Origin of the sequence: Novimethylophilus kurashikiensis, assembly GCF_003112435.1 — a bacterium.
GTDB lineage: Bacteria > Pseudomonadota > Gammaproteobacteria > Burkholderiales > Methylophilaceae > Novimethylophilus > Novimethylophilus kurashikiensis.
The window spans coordinates 15331-37840 of sequence record NZ_BDOQ01000021.1 but is presented as its reverse complement, the minus strand read 5'-3'; the positions used below and the strand labels follow the sequence as shown (position 1 = coordinate 37840).

The following is a 22510-nucleotide window of genomic DNA, read 5'->3' as shown; positions in this document are numbered from 1 at the left end:
GTTACGCGTGGCCGTCATCCGCCAGGACAACAAGCCAGTCTACGTCCTGCATACTTATCCTTTCCGTGAAACCAGCCTGGTGGTGGAACTGTTCACCCGCGAATTCGGCCGCATTTCCGCGCTAGCCAAGGGCGCACGGCGTCCACGGGCGGCGATGCGTGGCATGCTGCAATCGTTCCAGCCTCTCATCGCAACCTGGTCCGGCAAGGCGGAATTAAAAAACCTGCATGGGGTCGAATGGCGAGGCGGCCTGCATGTGCTGCACGGCCAGGCGCTGATCTGCGGGTTTTACCTCAATGAGCTGATGCTGCGCCTATTGCCGCGCGAAGACGCCCATGAAGCGCTATTCGAACACTACGAAGAAGCTCTGCGCGCCCTTGCTCGGGACGAAGAACAAAGTATCGTGTTGCGGCGCTTCGAAACGCGCCTGTTGCAAGAACTGGGCTATGCACTGCCGCTGGACCACGAGGCAGAAAGTGCAACGCCGATCGAGCCGGAACAATGGTATTGCTTCGTCCTCGAGCGTGGCCCGGTACGGCTGGAAGCAGGGGAATCCGGTGTACAATTGCTAGGTAAAACCCTGCTGGACATGGGGCTCGACGATTACTCCGATCCGCAGACCCAACTGCAAAGCAAACAACTCATGCGCGCCCTCGTCAGCCACTATCTGGGCGATAAACCGCTACATACCCGACAACTTTTAATCGATTTACAGCAACTATGATTCGTTTAGGCGTCAACATCGACCACGTCGCAACCATCCGCCAGGCCCGCGGCACCCGTTATCCCAGCGTGGTCCAGGCCGCGCTCCGCGCAGAGCAGGCCGGGGCCGACGCCATCACCCTGCATCTGCGCGAAGACCGCCGCCACATCCAGGACGTGGACGTCCACACCCTGCGCGGCCTGCTGCAAACCCGCATGAACCTGGAAATGGCCGTGACCGAGGAAATGATCGGCATCGCCTTGCAGGTCAAGCCGCAGGACGTCTGCCTGGTGCCGGAGCGCCGCGAGGAACTGACCACCGAAGGCGGTCTCGATATCGTGAAATATTTCGACAAGGTGAAGGATGCCTGCCAGCGCCTGGGCGACGCCGGCATTCGCGTTTCCCTGTTCATCGACCCGGACGAAAAACAACTGGACGCTTCCAAGGCCGCCGGTGCGCCCGTGGTGGAAATCCACACCGGCGCCTTTGCCGATGCCGAAACCGAGCATGAGCGCGAACTGGAACTGGCCCGCATCAAGAACGCAGTCGTGCACGGCACATCGCTGGGCTTGTCGGTCAATGCCGGCCACGGCTTGCACTATCACAACGTGCAGCAGATCGCCTCTATTCCCGGCGTCGAGGAGCTCAACATCGGCCACGCCATCGTCGCCCATGCCTTGTTCGTCGGCTGGGACAACGCGGTGCGCGAAATGAAGACGCTGATGGTGGCCGTGAGCGACATGGGCAACCTGCAACTTCCAGCTCGGCAGTCGATCAAAACCGCATGATTTACGGCATAGGCACAGACATCGTCGAAGTCGCACGTATCCAGGATTCGCTGGACAAGTTCGGCGATGCCTTTGCCAACCGCATCCTGACCATCCCCGAGTGGATGGCCTACCAGCACAGCAACACCAAAGCCCGCTTCCTGGCCAAACGCTTCGCCGCCAAGGAGGCTTTCTCCAAGGCGCTGGGCACCGGCATTCGCGCCCCGGCCACCTTCCAGAACATCGGTGTCACGCATGACGATCTCGGCAAGCCGTTGTTCGACTTCGCGCCTGAATTGCAGGACTACCTCGACCAGCGCGGCATCCATTTCCAGCATATTTCCATCAGCGACGAAAAAGCCCTGGCGGTTGCCTTCGTCGTCCTGGAAAGCTGACGCAAGCTAAATCCACCATTCGCCTTCGGCCTGCTCTTGAATTCGAGCGCGCCGCCCCTATTTATGGGCCATCCACCATGTTCAACAAGGGGAACCCATGACCACAGAAACCGTAAATAAAGAAACCCTGGGCTTCCAGGCCGAAGTCAAACAGCTGCTGCATTTGATGATCCATTCCTTGTACTCCAACAAGGAAATCGTCCTACGCGAGCTGATCTCCAATGCCAGCGACGCTGCCGACAAGCTGCGCTTCGAGGCGCTGGCCGATGCCGCGCTGTTTGAAAGCGATAGCGAGCTCAAGATCCGCGTCAGCTACGACAAGGCCGCTCGCACGTTGACCATCAGCGACAACGGCATCGGTATGAATCGCCAGGAAGTCGTCGATAACATCGGCACTATCGCCAAGTCCGGCACGCGCGAATTCTTCGCCCAACTCTCCGGCGACCAGAAGAAGGACGCGACGCTGATCGGCCAGTTCGGGGTCGGCTTCTATTCCGCCTTCATCATCGCCGACAAGGTGACGCTAACCACTCGCCGCGCCGGTCTGACCGCCGAACACGGCGTGCGTTGGGAATCCGCAGGCGAGGGCGATTACACGCTGGAAACCGTCGAGAAAACCGCGCGCGGAACCGAGATCGTGCTGCATCTGCGCGAAGGCGAGGACGAGTTTCTCAGCGACTGGAAGATCAAGTCCATCATCCGCAAGTATTCCGACCACATCACGCTGCCTATCGTGATGAAAAAATCCGAGTGGAAGGACGGCGAGGAAGTCCCCACCGACGAGGACGAGACTGTCAACCAGGCCTCCGCGCTGTGGGCACGCCCCAAGAGCGAAGTCACCGACGAGCAGTACGAGGAGTTCTACAAGCACGTCGCGCACGATTTCGAAAAGCCTCTGGCATGGTCGCACAACCGCGTCGAAGGCAAGCAGGAATATATCTCGCTGCTCTACGTGCCGGGCCGTGCGCCTTTTGATCTCTATGACCGCGACCGTCGTCACGGCATCAAGCTGTATGTGAAGCGCGTGTTCATCATGGACGACGCCGAACAGCTCATGCCGCAATACCTGCGCTTCGTGCGCGGGGTGATCGACTCCGCTGATCTGCCCTTGAATGTCTCGCGCGAAATCCTCCAGGCCAGCCGTGAAATCGACGGCATCAAGGCCGGTTCGGTGAAGAAGGTGCTGGGGCTGCTGGAAGACATGGCCGAGAACGACGCCGAGAAGTACCAGACCTTCTGGAAGGAGTTCGGCCGCGTGCTCAAGGAAGGCCCGGGCGAGGATTTCGGCAACAAGGAGAAGATTGCCGGCTTGCTGCGTTTCGCTTCCACCCATGCCGATACCGACGAGGAAGTGGTCTCGCTCAAGGACTACATTGGCCGCATGAAGGAAGGCCAGGACAAGATTTACTACGTCACCGCCGACAGCTTTGCCGCGGCCAAGCACAGCCCGCACCTCGAAATCTTCCGTAAGAAGGGTATTGAAGTGCTGCTGCTGTCCGATCGTGTGGACGAATGGTTGATGTCTAGCCTGACCGAGTTCGACGGCAAGAAGCTGCAATCCGTGGCCAAGGGTGATTTGGACTTGGGCAAACTGGAAGACGAAGCCGAGAAGGAAGAGCAGAAGAAAGCCGAGGACGCATTCAAGGATCTGGTCGACAAGATCAAGACGACTTTGGGCGACGAGAAAGTACGCGAAGTCCGTGTGACCCATCGACTCACCGATTCCCCAGCTTGCCTTGTCACCGGTGAAAACGACATGAGCGCCAACCTGGAGCGCCTGCTCAAGGCTGCCGGTCAGAAGTCGCCCAACACCAAGCCCATCCTCGAGATCAACCCTCAGCATGCATTGGTGTCGCGTCTAAAAGATGAATCCGACGAAGGGCGTTTCGCTGATTGGGTAAACCTGCTGTTCGAACAAGCCCTGCTCGCGGAAGGCGGACAGCTGGAAGACCCGGCAAGTTTTGTTCGCCGCTTGAACGGTTTGTTGGCTTTGTTGAAGTAAGCTGCGCCAAGTAGTTCCCACATAGAAGGCTGCCTGATTGGCAGCCTTCTTTTTTTGGGGCTATAGTGTAGGAAAAGGCTTACATTCTGGGGAGATCGCCATGAATACACGCATGCTGGAACTGCTGGGCAACCAGCCGGGTAAATACCCAACCATCCTCGAAACCCAATACCCTCATGTGTTCCAAAAACTGTTGGAACTCTGGAATACCGTCGATGGCGAGCGTTATTTCGACGAACTCATGCTGAGCAAACGTGCTGGCCGTTTGGGTTTTCCTCCGGAAGCCACTGTCGAAATCTGGGGCCTGCACCAAATTCACTCTGCATTGCGCGAATCCCAGCAATCCAAACAGGACAACGATCTCTGGGCCAGCGGCGCTGACGATGCTCATCATAGTCGCCTCAGCCAGGATATCGGGAAATGATTCTGATCGGATAGTGCAATCATTCGGCTATCCTGAGGGCGACGACCACAAGCGTCGCTCCTGCCCCAATTACCTATCAATCGTTATCGACTCTGACGTGAAGCAACGTATCGCAGGCTTGATCCATATGTGCGCTGCCATCGAGCAACCGTCACATAACTGGAGGATAATGTCCTCTATTGTCGAGTTTTTACCGGATGGCCTGTTGTGCAGCCACCACTTGAGGAAAGGAATACGCGATGAGCTCCGTTGACCAAGCGCTCACCCAGCAAGAGTTGCAATCCATGCATGCGTATTGGCGTGCCTGCAATTACCTGGCAGCCGGCATGATCTACCTGCGGGCGAATCCATTGTTGAAAGAGCCGCTCAAGCCCGAGCATGTGAAAAAACGCTTGCTCGGCCACTGGGGTGCCAGTCCGGGTTTGAGCTTCACCTACATTCACATGAACCGGCTCATCAATAAATACGACCTCGACGCGATTTTCCTCGCCGGCCCCGGCCATGGCGCGCCGGGCGTGCTGGCGCCGGTGTACCTTGAAGGCACTTACAGCGAGATCTATCCCAACAAGGGCGAAGATGAAGAGGGCATGGGCCATTTCTTCAAGGAGTTTTCCTTCCCCGGCGGCATCGGCAGCCACTGCACGCCTGAAACGCCGGGCTCGATTCACGAGGGCGGCGAACTGGGCTACAGCGTGTCGCACGCATTCGGCGCGGCCTATGACAATCCGGATTTGATCGTCACGGTGATGGTAGGCGACGGCGAATCGGAAACGGGCGCACTGGCGACTTCCTGGCATTCCAACAAATTCCTCAACCCCATCCGCGACGGCGCAGTGCTGCCCGTGCTGCACCTCAACGGTTACAAGATTAACAATCCGACCATCCTCTCGCGCATTTCGCATGAGGAGCTAGAGGCGTTGTTCAAGGGCTACGGCTGGCAGCCGTATTTTGTCGAGGGTTCCGACCCGCTGGAAATGCACCAGAAGATGGCCGCAACCATGGAAACCTGCGTGCAGGAAATCCGCCGCTTGCAGCAGGAAGCCCGCAGCAGCGGCAAGCCGGTGCGGCCACGCTGGCCGATGATCGTGCTGCGTTCGCCCAAGGGCTGGACCGGCCCGCACAAAGTGGACGGCCACAAGGTGGAGGGCTTTTGGCGCGCCCACCAGGTGCCGCTCGGCAGCGTGCAGGAAAATCCGCAGCATTTGGCCCAGCTTGAATCCTGGCTGCGCAGCTACAAGCCGGAGGAGTTGTTCGACGCCACCGGCAAATTACTCCCAGAACTGAAACAGCTTGCACCCAAGGGCCAGCGCCGCATGAGCGCCAACTTGCACGCCAATGGGGGCATGTTGCGACGTGCCTTGTGCATGCCGGATTTTCGTGAGTATGGCGCTGCAATCGACAAGCCGGGCACCGTAAGCGCCGAGAACACCCGGCCGCTGGGCAAGCTGCTGCGCGACGTGATGCGCGAGAACATGACCAATTTCCGCGTATTCGGCCCGGACGAGAATTCCTCCAACAAGCTGGATGACGTCTATGCCGTCAGCAAAAAAGTGTGGATGGCTGACTATCTGCCCGAAGACGCGGATGGCGGCGAGCTTTCGCCTGACGGCCGCGTGATGGAAATGCTGTCCGAGCACACGCTGGAGGGCTGGCTGGAAGGCTACCTCTTGACCGGCCGCCACGGCTTCTTCTCGACCTATGAAGCCTTCGTTCATGTCATCGATTCCATGTTCAACCAACACGCCAAGTGGCTGGCGATGTCCAAGGCCGTCTCGTGGCGCGCGCCGATTTCGTCGCTCAATCTGCTGATTACCTCGACTGTATGGCGGCAGGACCACAATGGCTTTACCCACCAGGATCCGGGCTTCCTCGACCTCGTCGTGAACAAGAGCCCGGACGTGACACGCATCTATCTCCCGCCCGATGTGAACTGCCTGCTCTCGGTGGGGGCGCATTGCCTGAAGAGCACCGATTACATCAACGTGATCGTGAGCGACAAGCAGAAGCACCTGCAATACCTGGACATGGAGTCCGCTATCAAGCATTGCACCAAGGGCATCGGCATCTGGGATTGGGCCAGCAACGACGCGGGTTACGAGCCGGATATCGTGATGGCGAGCGCAGGCGATATTCCTACCAAGGAGGCGCTGGCCGCCGTGGTGCTGCTGCGCGAGCATTTCCCGGATATCAAGGTGCGCTACGTCAACGTGGTCGACCTCTACAAGCTCACGCCGCAGTCCGAGCATCCGCATGGGTTATCCGACAAGGATTTCGACAGCCTGTTTACGCTGGACAAGCCGGTCGTGTTCAACTTCCACGGTTATCCGCAATTGATCCACCGCCTGGCCTATCGCCGCCACAACCACGGCAACTGGCACGTGCGCGGCTACAAGGAAAAAGGCAGCATCAACACTCCGTTGGAGCTTGCGATCCAGAACGAGATCGATCGTTTCAGTTTGGTCATCGACGCCATCGACCGCATCCCCAGACTGCAAGTGGCCGGGGCGCACGTGAAAGAAAAAATGCGCAACATGCAGATTGATTGCCGCAATTACGCCTACGAACATGGGGTGGATTTGCCCGAGGTGGATCATTGGACGTGGCCGTATTGAGGCTGGGTGCTGCGAAGAGGACTCGAACCTCCTCGTCATTCATGCCCAGATAGATCGGTAACCATGCGTCCAATCCTCACCATCAACAGCGGCTCATCCTCGCTCAAGGCCAGCTTTTTTACGGCCGACGGCGAGCGCCGCAACTTCCGCTACGGCCACGTGCACGAACCCGCCGTGGGCTTCGACCGGCTCATGCACGACCTGGGCGGGGAAATGCCCGCGCTGGTCGGGCATCGCTTCGTGCATGGCGGCGATGCCGCGGAACCAGCGCGAGTGATCGACGCGGCGGAGCGTGCTCGCTTGGAAGACCTGGTGCACCTGGCACCCCTGCATATGCCCGGCAACCTGCTGGGCGTGGATTTGTGCCGCGAACGCTTCCCCGTGCCGCAAATCGCCTGCTTCGACACCGCTTTTCACGCCACCATGCCGGATTGGGCGAAGCGCTTGCCGATTCCGTCGTCGCTCGGCATGCGGCGCTACGGTTTCCACGGTCTCAATTACTCGCACGTGGCACGACAGCTTCCTCGGATATTGAGTGATGCAGCGCGTGGCAAAATCGTCGTCGCCCACTTGGGCAGCGGCGCGAGCTTGTGCCTGATGGACAACCTGCAATCCATCGATACCACCATGGGCTGCACTCCGGCCGGCGGTATCGTCATGGGCACCCGCAGCGGCGACCTCGATCCAGGCGTGATGCTGGAACTGGCGCTGAAATACACGCCGGAACAGATGTTCGACATGGTCTACCACCAGATGGGATTGCTGGCGCTATCCGAAGGCGAGAGCTTCGAGATGCAGGATTTGCTGGAAAGTACGACCGGGCAAGCGGCGTTTGCGGTTGATTATTTCTGCCGCCAGGTACGGGCGGCCATTGGCAGTTATGCGGCGATGGTGGGTGGGTTGGATGCTTTGGTATTCACCGGCGGGATTGGCGAACATGCGGCTGCGGTGCGGAGCGCGATTTGTGGGGAATTGGGGTTTATGGGGTTTGTGCTGGATGAGGGGGCGAATCTTGGGCATGCGCAGCGGATTGAAAAGGCGGGCGGCAAGCCGGTGGTGATTGTGCCGGCGGATGAGGAGGGGATGATTCGGGAGTTGTGTTTGGAGGTGCTGTTGGACTAAGCGGACTCCTCCGCGTTTGAGACCGTCATTTCTGGCGGTGCGGGATAACTTGTAATCCAGAAAGTTGTGATGTTAAAAGCCGGGAAACCGGCTTTTGTTTTTATATGTCGGGGGTAGCCCGACAGCTAGTTACTTTCGTTTGCTCGCCCAAACGAAAGTAACCAAAGGAAAAGGCGCCCCCTGCCGCGATCCTTCGGACTCCCTTGCGCTGCTCGCCAAGCCGGGCGGCTGCGGAACTCGGGCTATGCCCTCAAACAGTCCTCGCCGAAAGCCCCCGTCTTGGCTGTGCTGCTCAGCGCGGCAGAAGGGGGAGCTGGTGGCAAGCGCAAAGCGAATTAACAGGTGCCGCCAGACGTCCCGTTGAATTAGAGATTGGCCACCTCGGCCGCAACAATGCGCAACGCCTCAATAAAGCTAAACAGCTCTTCTGGATGATACCGAAACGTTGCCTCTTCTAATGGAGCCCCTTTGGAGACCCACTCTTCACCGAGGGATGAATACTGTTCTTCGGAAAGCGTTGCATATCGCTCCCATGGGTAGCGCAAATCAACAAAGTTTTTCCCCCATTCTTCCAGAACTCTCTCATGATTTATTGCTAACTCAGAATGCTGAACTCGCTTGTTGGCCGAAGCGAGCAACCTTGTTTGTAGGCTCTGTGGTAACTCGCCAAACAGCTTCTCATACTTGTGCCCTACACCAGGTTTGCTAAGTGCGGTCTCAAAAACGATCTTAAGTAAAAGTTCTAGGCCGAGAAGTTGGAGTATGTAAGCTGAATCAGTGCGTTCGCCAAGGGGAATTACTTGTGACAGTGTTTCGGCATCTTTGAGACGCTGCAATGCCTCCTGATACATAAGCCTAAGTTTCAGCTTATCCATGAGGCTGAAGTTGAATACACCTGTCCCAGCAACGGGCAAAGAAAAAGCATATGGCAAGTTGTGCTACGTTGCTGCCGACTTATGAAATCGTTTTAAAGCCGGCAGCGGTCGTTCTTACTTATCCAACCAAACTCAAAATCTGAGCCTCTGCCTGCGCCCAGTATTCCTTTGAATCCCCAGCAAACCCATTTCGCTCGGCGATGAAATACGCCGCGGTTTGGATCATGCGGTAGAGTTCTTCGGGACCGGGTTTTAGCTTGGCGGGGGCGGATTTCTTGGTGCGGGTGGTGGTCGCTTTTTTGGCTGCGGCTGCAGGTTTTTCGGCAGCGGGTTTCTTGGCGGTTGCGGCCTTGGTGGCGGTTTTTGGTGCTGCAGCGGGTTTGGTTGCGGGGCTCTTTTTGGGAGCGGCGGTAGACTTGGGGGCCGCCTTTTGGGCGGTCGTCTTGGTCTTGGCTTCAGCCATGGTTGCTTCCTTTCTGATGTTGAGAAGTCGCTATGGCTGATATTAATTAAAGATCAATCCTTTATCAATGGAATAACCCCGCCGCACCACACGATTAATCAAACTGTCATCAAGTTCCGGTGCCGCCCACGGTCAAGCCGTCAATGCGTACCGTCGGCTGTCCCACGCCGACCGGCACGCTTTGGCCTTCCTTGCCGCAGGTGCCGACGCCGGAATCCAGCGACATGTCGTTGCCGATCATGGAGACGCGGGTTAGCACGTCCGGGCCGTTGCCGATGAGAGTGGCGCCTTTGACGGGGTAGGCCAGCTTGCCGTCTTCGATCATCCAGGCTTCTGCGGCGGAGAACACGAATTTGCCGCTGGTGATATCGACCTGGCCGCCGCCGAAGTTGACGGCATAAAGGCCGCGCTTCACCGATTTGATGATTTCTTCCGGATCCTTGTCGCCGTTCAGCATGCAGGTATTGGTCATGCGCGGCATGGGAATGTGGGCATAGGATTCGCGGCGGGCGTTGCCGGTGAGGCCCATGCCCATGAGACGGGCGTTGAGCGAGTCTTGCAAATAACCCTTTAGGATGCCGTTTTCGATCAGCATGGTCGATTGCGTCGGCGTGCCTTCATCGTCGATGTTGAGTGAGCCGCGTCGATTGGCAATAGTACCGTTGTCGATCACGGTTACCCCTTCGGAAGCAACCCTTTCGCCGATGCGACCGGAGAAGGCGGAACTACCCTTGCGGTTGAAGTCGCCTTCCAGCCCGTGGCCGATAGCTTCATGCAACAGAATGCCGGGCCAGCCGGAGCCGAGTACGACGGTCATGTTGCCCGCCGGCGCAGGTCGTGCGTCGAGATTGGTGACGGCTTGGTGCACGGCTTTCCTGGCGTAGTCTTGTAGCACTTCGTCGGTGAAATAGCTGTAGTCGAAGCGCCCGCCGCCGCCCGAGCCGCCTTGCTCGCGGCGACCGTTCTGCTCGGCGATGACCTGCACGGAAACACGTACCAAGGGGCGAATATCCGCCGCCATCATGCCGTCGTGACGGGCGATCAACACCACTTCATATTCGGCCGCGAGCGAAGCCGTGACTTGCGTGACGCGGGTATCCAAGGCGCGAGCATAAGATTCGAGCCGCTCCAGCAGCTTTACTTTCTGGTCGTCGCTCAAACTGGCGATGGGGTCGTTGGGCAGGTAAAGCTGGGTGCTGCCGCTGCGTTGGACGATAGAGCCCGCAGAGGCGTCGCCCCCGCGTGCTGCAATAGCGCGAGTGGCTTCGGCCGCTTGGGTCAACGCAGGCAGGCTGATGTCGTCGGAATAGGCAAAGGCCGTTTTTTCGCCGGATACGGCGCGCACGCCTACGCCTTGGTCGATGTTGAAGCTGCCCGACTTGACCTGGCCTTCTTCCAATCCCCAGCTTTCGGCGCGGCTGTATTGAAAGTACAGATCGGCGTAATTCACCTTGTGCGACATGATGCCGCCGAGTACGGATTGCAGGGCGGAATAATCCAGTCCATACGGCGTGAGCAGCGCACTGTTCGCTACGGTGAACAAGGTGCCGGGTTCGGGACTGGAAGCTTCGGGGAGATTGTCGGGTTTCATCGGAACGACCTTAAACACTGCTGCGTTAAAAACAGGTTTCATTTTAACCCGCCATGCGGGTTCAAGCCCGGTTTGTATATATTTAAAAATAATAAGTTTATTTAAAATAATTCTTTTACATTATTTTGGCCAATTCCTATAGTTCGTTCCGTACTTTTAAACATCAATGCGAACGGTGGGGGAAGCAACATGGCATTCAAACAAAAAATCATCGCATCGCTGATCGTAGGCGGGGGAGCCTTGGCGGCGACATCGCCTGCCTTAGCGAATGACAGCGATGAACTGGAGAAGTTGCGGGCGCTGGTGCAAGAGCTGGATCAAAAGATCAGCGTGCTGGACCGCAAGAGCGAAATCGCGGAAGAAGAAGCTGCGGCCAAGAAGAATCAAACGCCGATTGTTTCCGCCAGCGACCAGGGTTTCGGCATCAAGTCCGTCGACGGCAATTTCGAGCTGCGCCTGCGCGGTCAGGTTCAAACCGACGGGCGTTACTATCCGGGGGGCGACGGATTTGCCAGCGGTAACTCCGATGCTACCGCCCAACAAGCGCCCAATACCTTTTTACTTAAGCAGTTCCGTCCTGCATTGCAGGGCGCGCTTTGGGGTAAGTACGACTTTCTTCTGTTGTCCGATTTCGCCGGCGGCAAAACAGTAGTGCAAGATGCTTATGTCGACGCCAAGTTCGTCCCTTGGTTCCAGCTTAAAGCAGGTAAGCAGAAGACGCCGTTCGGCATCGAGCGGCTCCAAGGCGAATCGGACGGCAAGTTCATCGAGCGCGCGCTACCCAACGATCTGGTACCCAACCGCGATATCGGCGTTCAGGTACACGGCAAAGTGGCGAACGATACCGTCGAATATGCGCTGGGATATTTCAACGGCGTGATCGACGGCGGCAGCAGCGATAGCTTCTCCAACAGCGATACCGATAACAACACGGACAAGGATTTCGTGGCCCGTGTATTCACTACCCCGTTCAAGAACGAACCGGGCTTCCTGCAAGGGTTGGGCTTTGGTATCGCCGCGACTTATGGCGACCAGCGCGGATCGGGTACGGGGGCTTCGTCCACGGCGGCGCAAACCTCGACCGAGAGCCTGTTGCCCAGCTTCAAGAGCGCATTGGGTCAACTGACGTTCTTCAAGTACCGTACTGCTTCCGCAGGCGCTGCCGACGGTACCTATGGCGATGGCGAGCGCCTCCGCTGGTCGCCCCAGTTCTATTACTACAATGGTCCGTTCGGCTTGCTGGGCGAGTACGTGCGCGTGAGTCAGGACGTGAGCCGCAATCTCAGCGGAAACATCCATCGTCACGATACCCTGGACAACGATGCTTGGCAGATAGTCGCTTCCTGGTTGCTAACGGGCGAAGTCGCGGGCTATACCAACCCTTTGCCTAAGCGTCCTTTCGACCTTGAGAAGGGCACGGGGCTCGGTGCGTGGGAACTGGTGGCGCGCTACAGCGAAGTCAACGTGGACGATAAGGCATTCGATCCGTTCGGTACTGGCAGCGCTTCTACCACGCAAGGGCGTTCGTACGCCGACCCGAGAGCAGCTGTGCGTAAAGCATCGGCTTGGGCGGGCGGCGTTAACTGGTACCTGAACAAGAACATCAAGCTGGCGCTGGATTATGAGGAAACCTCTTTCGATGGTGGCTGGACGGATAAGGCAGGGTCTGCTTACCTCGACCGGCCGACGGAAAAGGTTTTGTCTACCCGCTTGCAAGTCGCGTTTTAAGCTGGAAATACACAAGGAGAATTTTGCATGAAACCCTTTAACTCCCTGTTGGGCGCAGCATTGATTGCACTGGTTTTTGCAGCCCCAGTGGCAGCCCGTGCCGCCGATATCAGCCTGCTCAACGTCTCATACGACCCGACGCGTGAGCTGTACCAGGATTACAACGCGGCTTTCGCCAAGTACTGGAAAGCCAAGACAGGCGATAACGTCACAGTGAAGGCTTCGCACGGCGGCTCCGGCAAGCAGGCGCGTTCCGTCATCGACGGGCTGGATGCCGACGTGGTGACGCTCGCGCTGGCTTATGACATCGACGCCCTGTCGGAAAAGGCCAAGCTGATTCCGGCCAACTGGCAGAAGCGCTTGGCTAACAACAGCTCGCCGTATACCTCGACCATCGTGTTCCTGGTGCGCAAGGGCAATCCCAAGCACATCAAGGATTGGGATGATGTGGTGAAGCCTGGTGTTTCGGTCATCACGCCTAACCCCAAGACTTCTGGCGGTGCGCGCTGGAATTACCTGGCGGCCTGGGGCTATGCGCTGAAGAAGAACGGCAACGATGAAGCCAAGGCCAAGGCGTTCGTGAGCCAGTTGTACAAGAACGTGCCGGTGCTGGATTCCGGCGCTCGCGGTGCGACCACGACCTTCGTCGAGCGCGGTATCGGCGACGTGTTGCTGGCTTGGGAAAATGAAGCGTTCCTGGCGCTAAAGGAAGATCCGGGCAAGTTCGAGATCGTGGTGCCTTCGCTTTCCATCCTGGCAGAGCCGCCCGTTTCCATCGTCGACAAGGTGGTCGACAAGCGCAAGACTCGTGCAGTGGCGGAAGCCTACGTGAACTATCTCTACAGCGAGGAAGGCCAGGAAATCGCTGCCAAGAACTTCTACCGTCCACGTCTCGAATCTGTGGCCAAGAAGTACGAGAAGCAGTTTCCCAAGGTTAACCTGATCACCATCGACGACGTGTTCGGCGGCTGGCAAAAAGCCCAGAAGACGCACTTTGCCGATGGCGGCGTGTTCGACCAGATTTACGCGAAGTAAGCAGGGAAGGGGCCGATTGGCCCCTTTTCATTTCTGAGTCCGCATGGGCGGGTTGAGAAATGAAAAGGTAGCCGTGAAGGGAATATCGACATGACCGCAGCACTCATTGTCGGCGGCGATTACGTCACCGCCATCAAGCAGACTTTGCATAGTTTCGGCATTGACCAGATTACCCATTGGGGCGGTCGCAAGCCCGGCGACGCGAGGCAGGCCATTCCTCGCGACACCGGTGTGGTCGTCATGATGACCGACTGGGTCAATCATTCGGTAGCCGGCAAGGTGAAACGCACGGCGGAAAGGCAAGGCGTGCGGGTGGTGTACGTGCGAGGCAACGGCGGGAATTTATCAGCCGCGCTGGCAAGGCTGGCGGAAGACAAGCGCCTGGTTGCCTGATGTCAGGACGAAATTTCTTCCACCTCCTGTTCGTCCAGGTCTTCTCCCAGGAAACCGCCGCTCTGGTGCGCCCACAGCCGGGCATAGAGGCCGCCTTTGCGCAGCAGCGTGGCATGGTCGCCTTCTTCGACGATGCGTCCCTTATCCAGCACGATGAGCCTGTCCATGGCGGCGATGGTGGAAAGCCGATGCGCGATCGCCACCACGGTCTTGCCTTCCATGAGCTGGTACAAGCTGCCCTGGATGGCGGCTTCCACCTCAGAATCGAGCGCGCTGGTGGCTTCGTCCAACAGCAGGATCGGCGCGTCCTTCAGCATGACGCGGGCGATGGCGATGCGCTGGCGTTGGCCGCCGGAAAGTTTGACGCCGCGTTCGCCCACATGGGCCTCGTAGCCGGTATTTCCCAGTGGGTCGCGCAGGGTTTCGACGAAGCCGTGGGCTTCGGCGCGTAGCGCGGCAGAGCGCATTTCCTCGTCCGTCGCGTCGGGCTTGCCGTAGAGAATGTTTTCGCGCACCGAGCGATGCAGCAGGGAAGTATCCTGCGTCACCATGCCGATATTGGCGCGTAGGCTATCTTGTTTCACAAGGACGATGTCCTGGCCGTCGATGAGAATGCGGCCTTCCTGCAAGTCGTAGAACCGCAGCAGCAGGTTGACGATGGTGGACTTGCCCGCGCCGGAACGGCCGACCAGGCCGATTTTCTCGCCGGGGCGGATGGTCAGCGAAAAATGGTCGAGCACGCGCTGCGCGCCGGTATAGGCGAATCCGACTTGTTCGAAGCGGATTTCGCCGCGCGTGACCGTCAAAGGCTGGGCGTCCGGTTTATCTTGAACGGTATGGGCGAGCGAGAGGGTGTTGATACCGTCCTGCACCGTACCGACCTGTTCGAAGAGGGATGTCATCTCCCACATGACCCAGTGCGAAATCCCGTTGAGCCGCAAGGCCATCGCCGTGACCGCCGCCACCCCACCGGCGCCCACTTCGCCATGCGCCCATAGCCAGAGCGCCGCGCCGCCGCTCAGGACGATCAAGGTCATGTTGAGGAAATGATTGAGGATTTCCACGGCGCTTACGTAGCGCATTTGCTTGTGCACCACGCCGACGAAATCCTGCATCGCCGATTTAGCATAGCCAGCTTCGCGCCCGGCGTGGGAAAACAATTTGACAGTAGCGATGTTGGCGTAGGCGTCGGTGATGCGGCCTGTCATCATCGCCCGGGCGTCGGCCTGGGATTGAGAGACTTCGCTCAGCCGCGGAATGAAGTACACCAACGAGACGCTATAACACGCGAGCCAGCCCATGAACGGCAGCATCATCCAAGGGTGGAAACTGCCCACTACGCCAACCAGGGTCGCAAAATAAATGGTCACGTAGACCATGATGTCTGCCAGGATGAACCACATCTCACGTACTGCCAGCGCTGTTTGCATGACCTTGGCGGAGACGCGACCTGCGAATTCGTCCTGGAAAAAATCCATGCTCTGGCTCAGCATCAGCCGATGGAAGTTCCAGCGCAGCCGCATAGGGAAGTTGCCCGCCAGCGTCTGGTGCTTGATAAAGGTATGCAAGCTCACCAGGCCGGTACTCAGCATCAAAATAACGGCGAGCAGGATCAGGTGCGTGTGCTCCTGTGACCACAACAGCGATGGCGACACCTGCGACAGACGATCCACGATCTTGCCCATCATCGCGAACAGCAATGCCTCGAACGCCCCAATCACCATGGTGAGCAGCGTCATCGCGAACAGGTAAACGCGCAGCCCTTCGGTGCACGCCCAAACGAAGGCGAAGAAACGACGCGGCGGCGGAGAGATCGGCGTGTCGGGAAAAGGCGAGAGAATATTTTCGAACCAGTGGAGCATGATGCGACTCGGCAAAAGCGATATGACCCGCTTCTGTTATACCAGTTGCACGCCGATTGCGCTGCAACTCGATAAAAGCGGGATCAGGGAACGATGGATCAGTAGCGGCTGACGGCTATGCGCTAGGCCGCTTGGAAAAGAACTGCATCGGCTGCGGTTGCGGCATTTGCAGTACTGATTTACGGATTTTTCCCATCACGTGCATTTCGCACTTCTTGCAATCGAAGCGCAAGGTCAGCCGCTCTTTGCCGTTGACCAGCGTCATCGGCTCAGCGGTAATCGTCCCTTGTACACCGATCACGCCCTTGGCTTCCTTTGGGCACATGGCGAAGCTGTAGCGCAGGCAGTGCTTGGTGATCATGAGCGAGACTTCGCCCTGTTCCTCGTTGGCCTCGTATGCGGCGGCGATGGCTTTCACGCCGTGCTTGGCGTAGAAGTCGCGCGCCTTCTGGTTGTAAACATTGGCGAGGTAATCCAGGGTTTCTTCCGGATAGGCCACCGGTGGTTCGACCGGCTCGCGACGCTGCGGGCGCTGATAGGCCGACTGGCGTGCGGTCTGCAAGCTCTTTACCGCTTCGCGGCGTAGCGCATTGATGCCAGACGCGGGGATGAACCAGGGTTGAGTCCAGTCCAGGGTAACTTCTTCGGCGACGAAATCTGTGTTGCCCAGCTTGGCGAGACCTTCGCGCAAGCCTGATTCAGCGCGTTCTGCATTCTGCGCGGGCTGCTTATCCTGAACGAGTTCCGCCATCCCCACATAACCATCCTCATCGGTGAGCATGAGCGTATAGCCCTGCGGAGTCTCGAAAAAACGCACGGACACACCGATCTTGCGCTCGGCTGAGGGTTTTTCCAGCAAGCGCAGGAAAGCGTGGTCGCGATTGCGGTAGACGGTCATGCCCCGCCGTACGTCGGCCGGCATTTCGTCCGGGCGGATGCGATTGTTCTCGACGGTGTTGATGCGCAGGCCGACCAGTTCCTTGTGGCTGTCGAAAAAGCTGATGCCGTCGCCGTTATGCAGCTCCACGGCGGTTTCGACCTCGATGAAATCCTTGCCCACCTTGGTGACGCGGCCGATTTCCTCGCCCGCGAACTTGGGTGTATCGAACGCGCCGATACCGGCCTGACGGCCATTGACGAAGTAATCCGTCGCGCTGCGATTGAAAGTTTTTTCCGGCTGGGGCGTGAAGGTGTAGGTGCTTTTGCCGCTGGAACTGCGGCCGTAGCCGGGCAAGTCTTCCAGAATTTCATCCAGGAGCTGGCGATAATGCGCCGTGGCGTTCTTGACGTAGGCTGCGTCCTTGTAACGCCCCTCGATCTTGAACGAGCTGATGCCGGCGTCGATCAAGGCGCGCAGGTTGGCGCTCTGGTCGTTGTCTTTGACCGACAACAGATGCTTGTCGTTGGCGAGGATGCGTCCTTGCGAATCCTCCAGCGTGTAGGGCAGGCGGCAAGCCTGCGAGCATTCGCCGCGGTTGGCGCTGCGGCCGGTATGGGCGTGGCTGATGAAACACTGGCCGCTAAAGGCCACGCACAGCGCGCCGTGGATGAAGAACTCCAGATTGCAGGTGGTCGCACCGGCGATTTTCTTGATCGTCGGCAAGTCCAGTTCACGCGCCAATACGATCTGCGAAAAACCGACCTGGTCGAGGAACGCTGCCTTTTCTACCGTCCGAATGTCCGTCTGGGTGCTGGCATGCAGTTGAATTGGCGGCAGGTCCATCTCAAGCAGCCCCATGTCCTGCACGATGAGCGCATCGGCACCGGCTTCGTAAATCTGCCACACCAGGGCGTGTGCGGCATCCAGCTCGTTGTCGTGCAGGATGGTGTTGAGCGTGACAAAGATTTTGGCGTTGAACTTGTGAGCATGTTCCACCAAGCGAGCGATATCGCCGATCTCGTTTCCTGCCCCGGCTCGCGCCCCGAATGACGGCCCGCCGATATACACCGCATCCGCACCGTGATTCACCGCTTCGATGCCGATATCGGCATTGCGGGCAGGAGCGAGCAGTTCGAGATGGCGGCGACTGTCAGTCATGGGGGAACACCTGTTTAATTCTATGAAATCAAAGCGGTGCGCACTATAGCATGCTTGCTAGGCTATGACGGCAATGCTGACGGGAAATTCCATTGCCAGGAGTTACTTATGACGAACTTGGGGCAGGCAGAGGGCGCGGTTAAGGCCGACGGTTTTGATGCTTTGAAGAACTTGGAATCAGAATTCCAAGTTAAGAATTTTAGATTAGCGGATGAGTTACCGCTGACGAGGAATGCGCGACTGCGTCATTCCTGACACTCGCAGTGTTCCTTGGCCAGGAACACGGCACGTTCGTAGCTTTCACAAGCCTTGGCCGTGTTGTAGCCCAACTGCACGACCCAGAAGCCCACGCTTTCCACAATCAAGCCACGGAGCGTGCCGGTTTGGTCGTAGACTTCGTACTGTTTTTCGCTGGTTTGTTTAATTTCGATCATGGTCGGCACTATAGTCGATGTCGGGATGGGGAGGCAATACGGTTCTTTTTGCCTTACCTGGCTCCGTCACCTCAGGAGCTAGGTATGTAGCGCAGGGGGCCTCGCTTGCATCAAAGCTAGTTTCATTGTTGATGAATTTGAAATGGTATTAAAACCGTCGGTCTCGGCCGACAGCCGAGTTACTTTCGTTTGCTTGTCCAAACGAAAGTAACCAAAGGAAAAGACATCCCCACGCCCCGGTCCTTCGGGCTTCCCTGCGCTGCGCGCCAAGCCGGGCGGCTGCGGAACTCGGGCTTGCAGCCCTCAGACAGTCCTCGCCGACTGCTCCCGACTTGGCTGTGCTGCTCGGCGGGACGTCGAGGGGGAATGGGGGCCTTTCACTTGCGACAGCGAGGATCTCTTAAAATTAGAGGCCGAGAGCTTTGGCTGTTCGCTATTTCGGGATCGAACCCAGCTTTTTACTCAATGGCATCCAACGCCGTTAGCGCATCCTCAAACCCATACCCCAAGGCTTCTGCAACGGCTCGGTTTGTGACCTTTCCTCGATACACATTCAAACCTTCCCTTAGGAATGGATCGTCCCTTAGGGCGTGCAAGCCCTTGTCCGCCAAAGCTAGTACATAGGGTAGCGTGGCGTTGTTAAGGGCGTAGGTGGAGGTGCGGGGGACTGAGCCGGGCATGTTGGCGACGCAGTAGTGGATGACGCCGTCCACGATGTAAGTCGGTGCGTCGTGGGTGGTGGGGCGGGAAGTTTCGCAGCAGCCGCCTTGGTCAATGGCGACGTCGACGATGACGCTGCCGGGTTGCATTTGTTTTACTGTTTCCCTGCTGATGAGCTTGGGGGCTTCGGCGCCTGGAACGAGGATGCTGCCGATGACGAGGTCGGCCTCGCAGCAATGCTGCGTGATGGTGTTGTGGGTGGAAAAGACGGTCTTCAGCGAATGGCCGAATTGCTGCTGCAAGCGTCGTAATACGTCGAGGTTGCGGTCGAGAACGCAGACGTCTGCCCCCATGCCGAGGGCAACATCCGCTGCTTGCGCTCCGACTACGCCGCCACCCAGGATAACGACTTTGGCAGGCGCTACACCGGGAACGCCGCCCAGCAAGATGCCACGTCCGCCGTGGGCTTCTTCCAGGAAATAGGCCCCGGCTTGTACTGCGAGTCGCCCAGCCACTTCGGACATGGGGGCCAGCAGTGGCAAGCCGCCATGGGGCGAGGTGACGGTCTCATAACCGATACAGGTGGCGCCCGAAGTGACAAGATCGCGCGTTTGATCCGGATCGGGGGCGAGGTGCAGGTAGGTGAACAGGATTTGCCCGAGCTTAAGCATGCGGCGCTCGTTGCGTTGGGGTTCCTTGACCTTGACGATGAGGTCGGCAGCGGCATAAATCGCTTCGGCATCCTCGACGATCGTTGCGCCCGCGGCGCGGTATGCATCGTCGCTTGCCCCGATGCCGGCGCCGGCATTCTTTTCTACCCAAACCGCATGACCGCGCTTGACGATTTCATGCACGTTGGCGGGGACCAAACCTACCCGGTATTCACGGACTTTGATTTCCTTGGGGACGCCGATTTTCATGACGGATACTCCTAGCTGGACATCGCCGGGGATTTAACGATGTATCATATCCCCCTACCAAAAATAAAAGTAAAAAAGCAAGAATAGGTTGGACCGATGAAAAACCCCGCCATCCCGGCTGAGGGACTCCCTTCCCGCACTGCATTGCAGGACGCGCATCAGGACGCACAAAGCGATCCGTTAGTGATGCTGGCCGGGTCGCTTGCGGTCAGCGCAGACGTGATTAGTCATTTGCCCGCCGTGCATTTCCGCACCTGCGTATGGCAGGGTGGCGATGGGCTCGTGGATAGCGTTTTGAATCACTGTCCGGACCTGATCCTGCTCGATGCGGCAGTGGATGATGCCACCACGTTTTGCCGCACGCTCAACGATATTGCGCCAAATATTCCGGTCATCTTGCTGGCGGCTTCTTGCACTGCAGAGTCAAAGAAGAAACTGCTGGAATGCGGCTGCGCCGATTGCCTGAGCTTGCCCGAACAGGTGACGGAAATCGAGCCCCGATTCAATATTCATCTTGAGCGGCGCCTGCGGCTGAGGCAGCAGCAGCGTCAACTCGACGAGATGCGCGCGCAGCTCTACAGCATGGAAGAGCAGGCTCGGTTGCGTACCTTCGAGCTCAGTCGCAAGAACTATCAGTTGCGGCGCGAAATCGGCGAGCGTTTGAATACCGAGACCATCCTCCGCTCCCGCGAGGAGCAATATCGCACCCTAGCGGAAAACGCTTCCGACATCATCATCCGCTACAGCACCGCTTGTAGGCGACTGTATGTTAATCCGGCCTTCGAGCGGATCATCAAGCTCAAATCCTCGCAATTGATCGGGCAGTCTCCCGTGGGATTCGCTACGACGTTAAGGAACGCGGCGGAATATCAGGCCGTGTTGGAGCGCGTCATTACGACCGGCATCAATGCCGACACCCTGGCTGAATTGATCGAGGATGACGGCAACGTAAACTATTACCAGATGCGGGTCGTAGCCGAATTCGACCGTAACGGCAAGGTGATGAGCGTACTCGCCGTCGGCCGCAATATTTCTCCCCTAAAGCAAGCCGAGCGCTATCTGGAGGAATCCCGAGCGCAGTTGCGCGATCTGGCGACCCACATCGAAGCGGCACGCGAAGAAGAACGCAAGCATTTGGCGCGGGAGTTGCACGACGAGTTGGGGCAGTTGTTGAGCACCTTGCGTATGCGCACGCGCCTGTTGCAGCCGGAATACATCGGCGATGACAGGAAGCTCTTGCGCGAACGTACCGATGCCATGCTCAAGATCATCGATAACGCGGTTGAAATGGTGCGCCGATTTGTGACCAACTTGCGGCCAGGCATTCTCGACCTGGATATTTGCTCGGCTTTGCAATGGCTGGGGCAAGGGTTCTCCAATACCTACGGTGTGCCTTGCCGGGTGAATGTGCCGCCGGGAATTTGCAAGGTAGACGATGGGCTCTCGGTCGCGCTGTTCCGCATTGCGCAAGAGTCGTTGAACAACGTGGTCAAGCATGCGGGCGCCACGCAGGTGAGCCTGACGCTTCAGGAAGCGCCGAAATACATCGTGCTCGAGGTGCAGGATAACGGACGCGGCTTCGACCCTGTACAATCTGCACGTAAAAAGACGTTCGGAATTCTGGGAATCAAGGAACGCGTCGAAATGTTGAAAGGGCGCCTCCAGATCGACAGTGCTACAGGGCAGGGGGCTCGGGTGCACGTTGAGATTCCCTGGGAATATAAGAATTAATAAATACAAGAATCAATAATAAAGGAACATCATGCTTCGACTCATGATCGCCGATGACCACGCCATCCTGCGCGACGGTCTCAAACAGTTGTTTTCCCATTCGGGAGATATGGAGGTCGTGGCCGAAGCCGGCGACGGCCCGCAAGTCCTGGAATCTCTCCGCAAGATCAAGGTGGATGCCTTGATTCTCGATGTTTCCATGCCGACGCTTGGCGGTATCGACTTGGTGCCCAAACTTCGCAACCTTTACCCAGCTTTGCCGACCCTGGTGCTAAGCATGCACAACGAACCGCAAATGGCCATGAACATGATCAAGGCCGGGGCATCGGGCTACTTGTGCAAGGATTGCGAACCTACGGAACTGGTTACTGCGGTACGGGCCGTGGCAAATGGTCGCCGCTATATTTCGGGCCAATTGGCAGAGCAACTGATTTTTCTCGATGGCGATGGCAAGGGCGATGCACCGCCACACGAACGACTGAGCCGTCGTGAGCAGCAAGTATTGCGCATGCTTGCCAACGGTAAATCGATCATCGAAATCGCTGAGGTCTTGAGTATCAGCAACAAGACGGTCAGCACCCACAAGACCCGGATCATGAAGAAAATGGACATCGACTCTAACGCCAAATTGATTCGTTACGCCATTTCTCACGGTCTTTGCGATTGAGTCAGTCGCTGATGACCGCTTTGTAGGATGAATCCTACAATATGCTCGGTCCCGTCTTATGGTTCCGAGGGTAGTTATTCGCGATACT

19 protein-coding genes are annotated in these 22510 nt (G+C 57.8%); 12 read left to right on the top strand and 7 right to left on the bottom strand.

The genetic code is table 11. The annotated features are described in order from the left end of the window. The first annotated feature begins 7 nt into the window (after positions 1 to 7). From recO to NMK_RS16925, 7 genes are all read left to right on the top strand, one after another. Positions 8 to 724: a DNA repair protein RecO gene (gene recO, locus NMK_RS16955; protein ID WP_109016961.1), complete on the top strand. Its 717-nt coding sequence runs from the start codon at positions 8 to 10 to the stop codon at positions 722 to 724. Then, the gene (gene pdxJ, locus NMK_RS16950; RefSeq protein WP_109016960.1) at positions 721 to 1491 is read left to right on the top strand and encodes a pyridoxine 5'-phosphate synthase; all 771 of its coding nucleotides are present in this window, start codon (positions 721 to 723) and stop codon (positions 1489 to 1491) included. Before recO ends, pdxJ begins: the two co-directional genes overlap by 4 nt. After that, on the top strand, positions 1488 to 1865 hold the full coding sequence (gene acpS, locus NMK_RS16945) for a holo-ACP synthase (RefSeq protein ID WP_109016959.1): 378 nt from the start codon (positions 1488 to 1490) through the stop codon (positions 1863 to 1865). Before pdxJ ends, acpS begins: the two co-directional genes overlap by 4 nt. 97 nt (positions 1866 to 1962) lie before the next feature. Then, positions 1963 to 3867, top strand: a complete 1905-nt coding sequence (gene htpG, locus NMK_RS16940; RefSeq protein WP_109016958.1) for a molecular chaperone HtpG — start codon at positions 1963 to 1965, stop codon at positions 3865 to 3867. Positions 3868 to 3967: 100 nt separating this feature from the next. Beyond that, positions 3968 to 4291, top strand: a complete 324-nt coding sequence (locus NMK_RS16935) for a hypothetical protein (RefSeq protein ID WP_109016957.1) — start codon at positions 3968 to 3970, stop codon at positions 4289 to 4291. Between the two features lie 239 nt (positions 4292 to 4530). After that, the gene (locus NMK_RS16930; RefSeq protein WP_109016956.1) at positions 4531 to 6903 is read left to right on the top strand and encodes a phosphoketolase family protein; all 2373 of its coding nucleotides are present in this window, start codon (positions 4531 to 4533) and stop codon (positions 6901 to 6903) included. Positions 6904 to 6966: 63 nt separating this feature from the next. Next, positions 6967 to 8025 carry an acetate/propionate family kinase gene (locus NMK_RS16925; RefSeq protein WP_109016955.1) on the top strand — a complete coding sequence of 353 codons (1059 nt, stop codon included), beginning with the start codon at positions 6967 to 6969 and terminating at the stop codon, positions 8023 to 8025. 365 nt (positions 8026 to 8390) lie between these two features. Here the strand turns inward: NMK_RS16925 and NMK_RS16920 are convergent, their stop codons facing one another. From NMK_RS16920 to tldD, 3 genes are all read right to left on the bottom strand, one after another. Next, positions 8391 to 8957, bottom strand: coding sequence for a hypothetical protein (locus NMK_RS16920; RefSeq protein ID WP_181376328.1), 567 nt, complete (start codon positions 8955 to 8957; stop codon positions 8391 to 8393). Positions 8958 to 9018: 61 nt separating this feature from the next. Continuing rightward, positions 9019 to 9363, bottom strand: a complete 345-nt coding sequence (locus NMK_RS16915; protein ID WP_109016953.1) for a DUF2934 domain-containing protein — start codon at positions 9361 to 9363, stop codon at positions 9019 to 9021. 109 nt (positions 9364 to 9472) lie between these two features. Then, positions 9473 to 10954 (bottom strand): metalloprotease TldD, encoded by a 1482-nt coding sequence (gene tldD / locus NMK_RS16910; RefSeq protein ID WP_109017014.1) that lies wholly within the window; start codon positions 10952 to 10954, stop codon positions 9473 to 9475. Positions 10955 to 11143: 189 nt separating this feature from the next. On the opposite strand from tldD, the gene NMK_RS16905 reads away from it, so the two are divergent. The 3 genes from NMK_RS16905 (at position 11144) to NMK_RS16895 (ending at position 14110) form a co-directional block, all read left to right on the top strand. Continuing rightward, positions 11144 to 12682: an OprO/OprP family phosphate-selective porin gene (locus tag NMK_RS16905; RefSeq protein ID WP_109016952.1), complete on the top strand. Its 1539-nt coding sequence runs from the start codon at positions 11144 to 11146 to the stop codon at positions 12680 to 12682. Positions 12683 to 12709: 27 nt separating this feature from the next. Then, complete coding sequence (locus NMK_RS16900; protein ID WP_109016951.1) at positions 12710 to 13717, top strand: sulfate ABC transporter substrate-binding protein; 1008 nt, start codon at positions 12710 to 12712, stop codon at positions 13715 to 13717. Between the two features lie 90 nt (positions 13718 to 13807). Next, entirely contained in the window at positions 13808 to 14110 is a 303-nt protein-coding gene (locus NMK_RS16895; RefSeq protein ID WP_109016950.1) for a DUF2325 domain-containing protein, read from the top strand. 2 nt (positions 14111 to 14112) lie between these two features. On the opposite strand, the gene NMK_RS16890 is transcribed toward NMK_RS16895, so the two are convergent. The 4 genes from NMK_RS16890 to ald form a co-directional block, all read right to left on the bottom strand. Then, a complete protein-coding gene (locus NMK_RS16890; protein ID WP_181376327.1) occupies positions 14113 to 15972 on the bottom strand; it encodes an ABC transporter ATP-binding protein in 1860 nt (619 codons plus the stop codon). A 115-nt stretch (positions 15973 to 16087) separates the two neighbouring features. Beyond that, positions 16088 to 18010 (bottom strand): peptidase U32 family protein, encoded by a 1923-nt coding sequence (locus NMK_RS16885; RefSeq protein ID WP_109016949.1) that lies wholly within the window; start codon positions 18008 to 18010, stop codon positions 16088 to 16090. Between the two features lie 245 nt (positions 18011 to 18255). Further along, positions 18256 to 18444 carry a hypothetical protein gene (locus NMK_RS16875; RefSeq protein ID WP_109016947.1) on the bottom strand — a complete coding sequence of 63 codons (189 nt, stop codon included), beginning with the start codon at positions 18442 to 18444 and terminating at the stop codon, positions 18256 to 18258. A 458-nt stretch (positions 18445 to 18902) separates the two neighbouring features. Next, positions 18903 to 20024 carry an alanine dehydrogenase gene (ald, locus tag NMK_RS16870; protein WP_109016946.1) on the bottom strand — a complete coding sequence of 374 codons (1122 nt, stop codon included), beginning with the start codon at positions 20022 to 20024 and terminating at the stop codon, positions 18903 to 18905. A 96-nt stretch (positions 20025 to 20120) separates the two neighbouring features. Here ald and NMK_RS16865 point away from each other — a divergent pair, with 96 nt between their 5' ends. Both NMK_RS16865 and NMK_RS16860 read left to right on the top strand, forming a co-directional pair. Further along, positions 20121 to 21755, top strand: coding sequence for a histidine kinase (locus NMK_RS16865; protein WP_109016945.1), 1635 nt, complete (start codon positions 20121 to 20123; stop codon positions 21753 to 21755). Positions 21756 to 21786: 31 nt separating this feature from the next. After that, complete coding sequence (locus tag NMK_RS16860; RefSeq protein WP_109016944.1) at positions 21787 to 22422, top strand: response regulator; 636 nt, start codon at positions 21787 to 21789, stop codon at positions 22420 to 22422. Positions 22423 to 22510 lie beyond the last annotated feature (88 nt).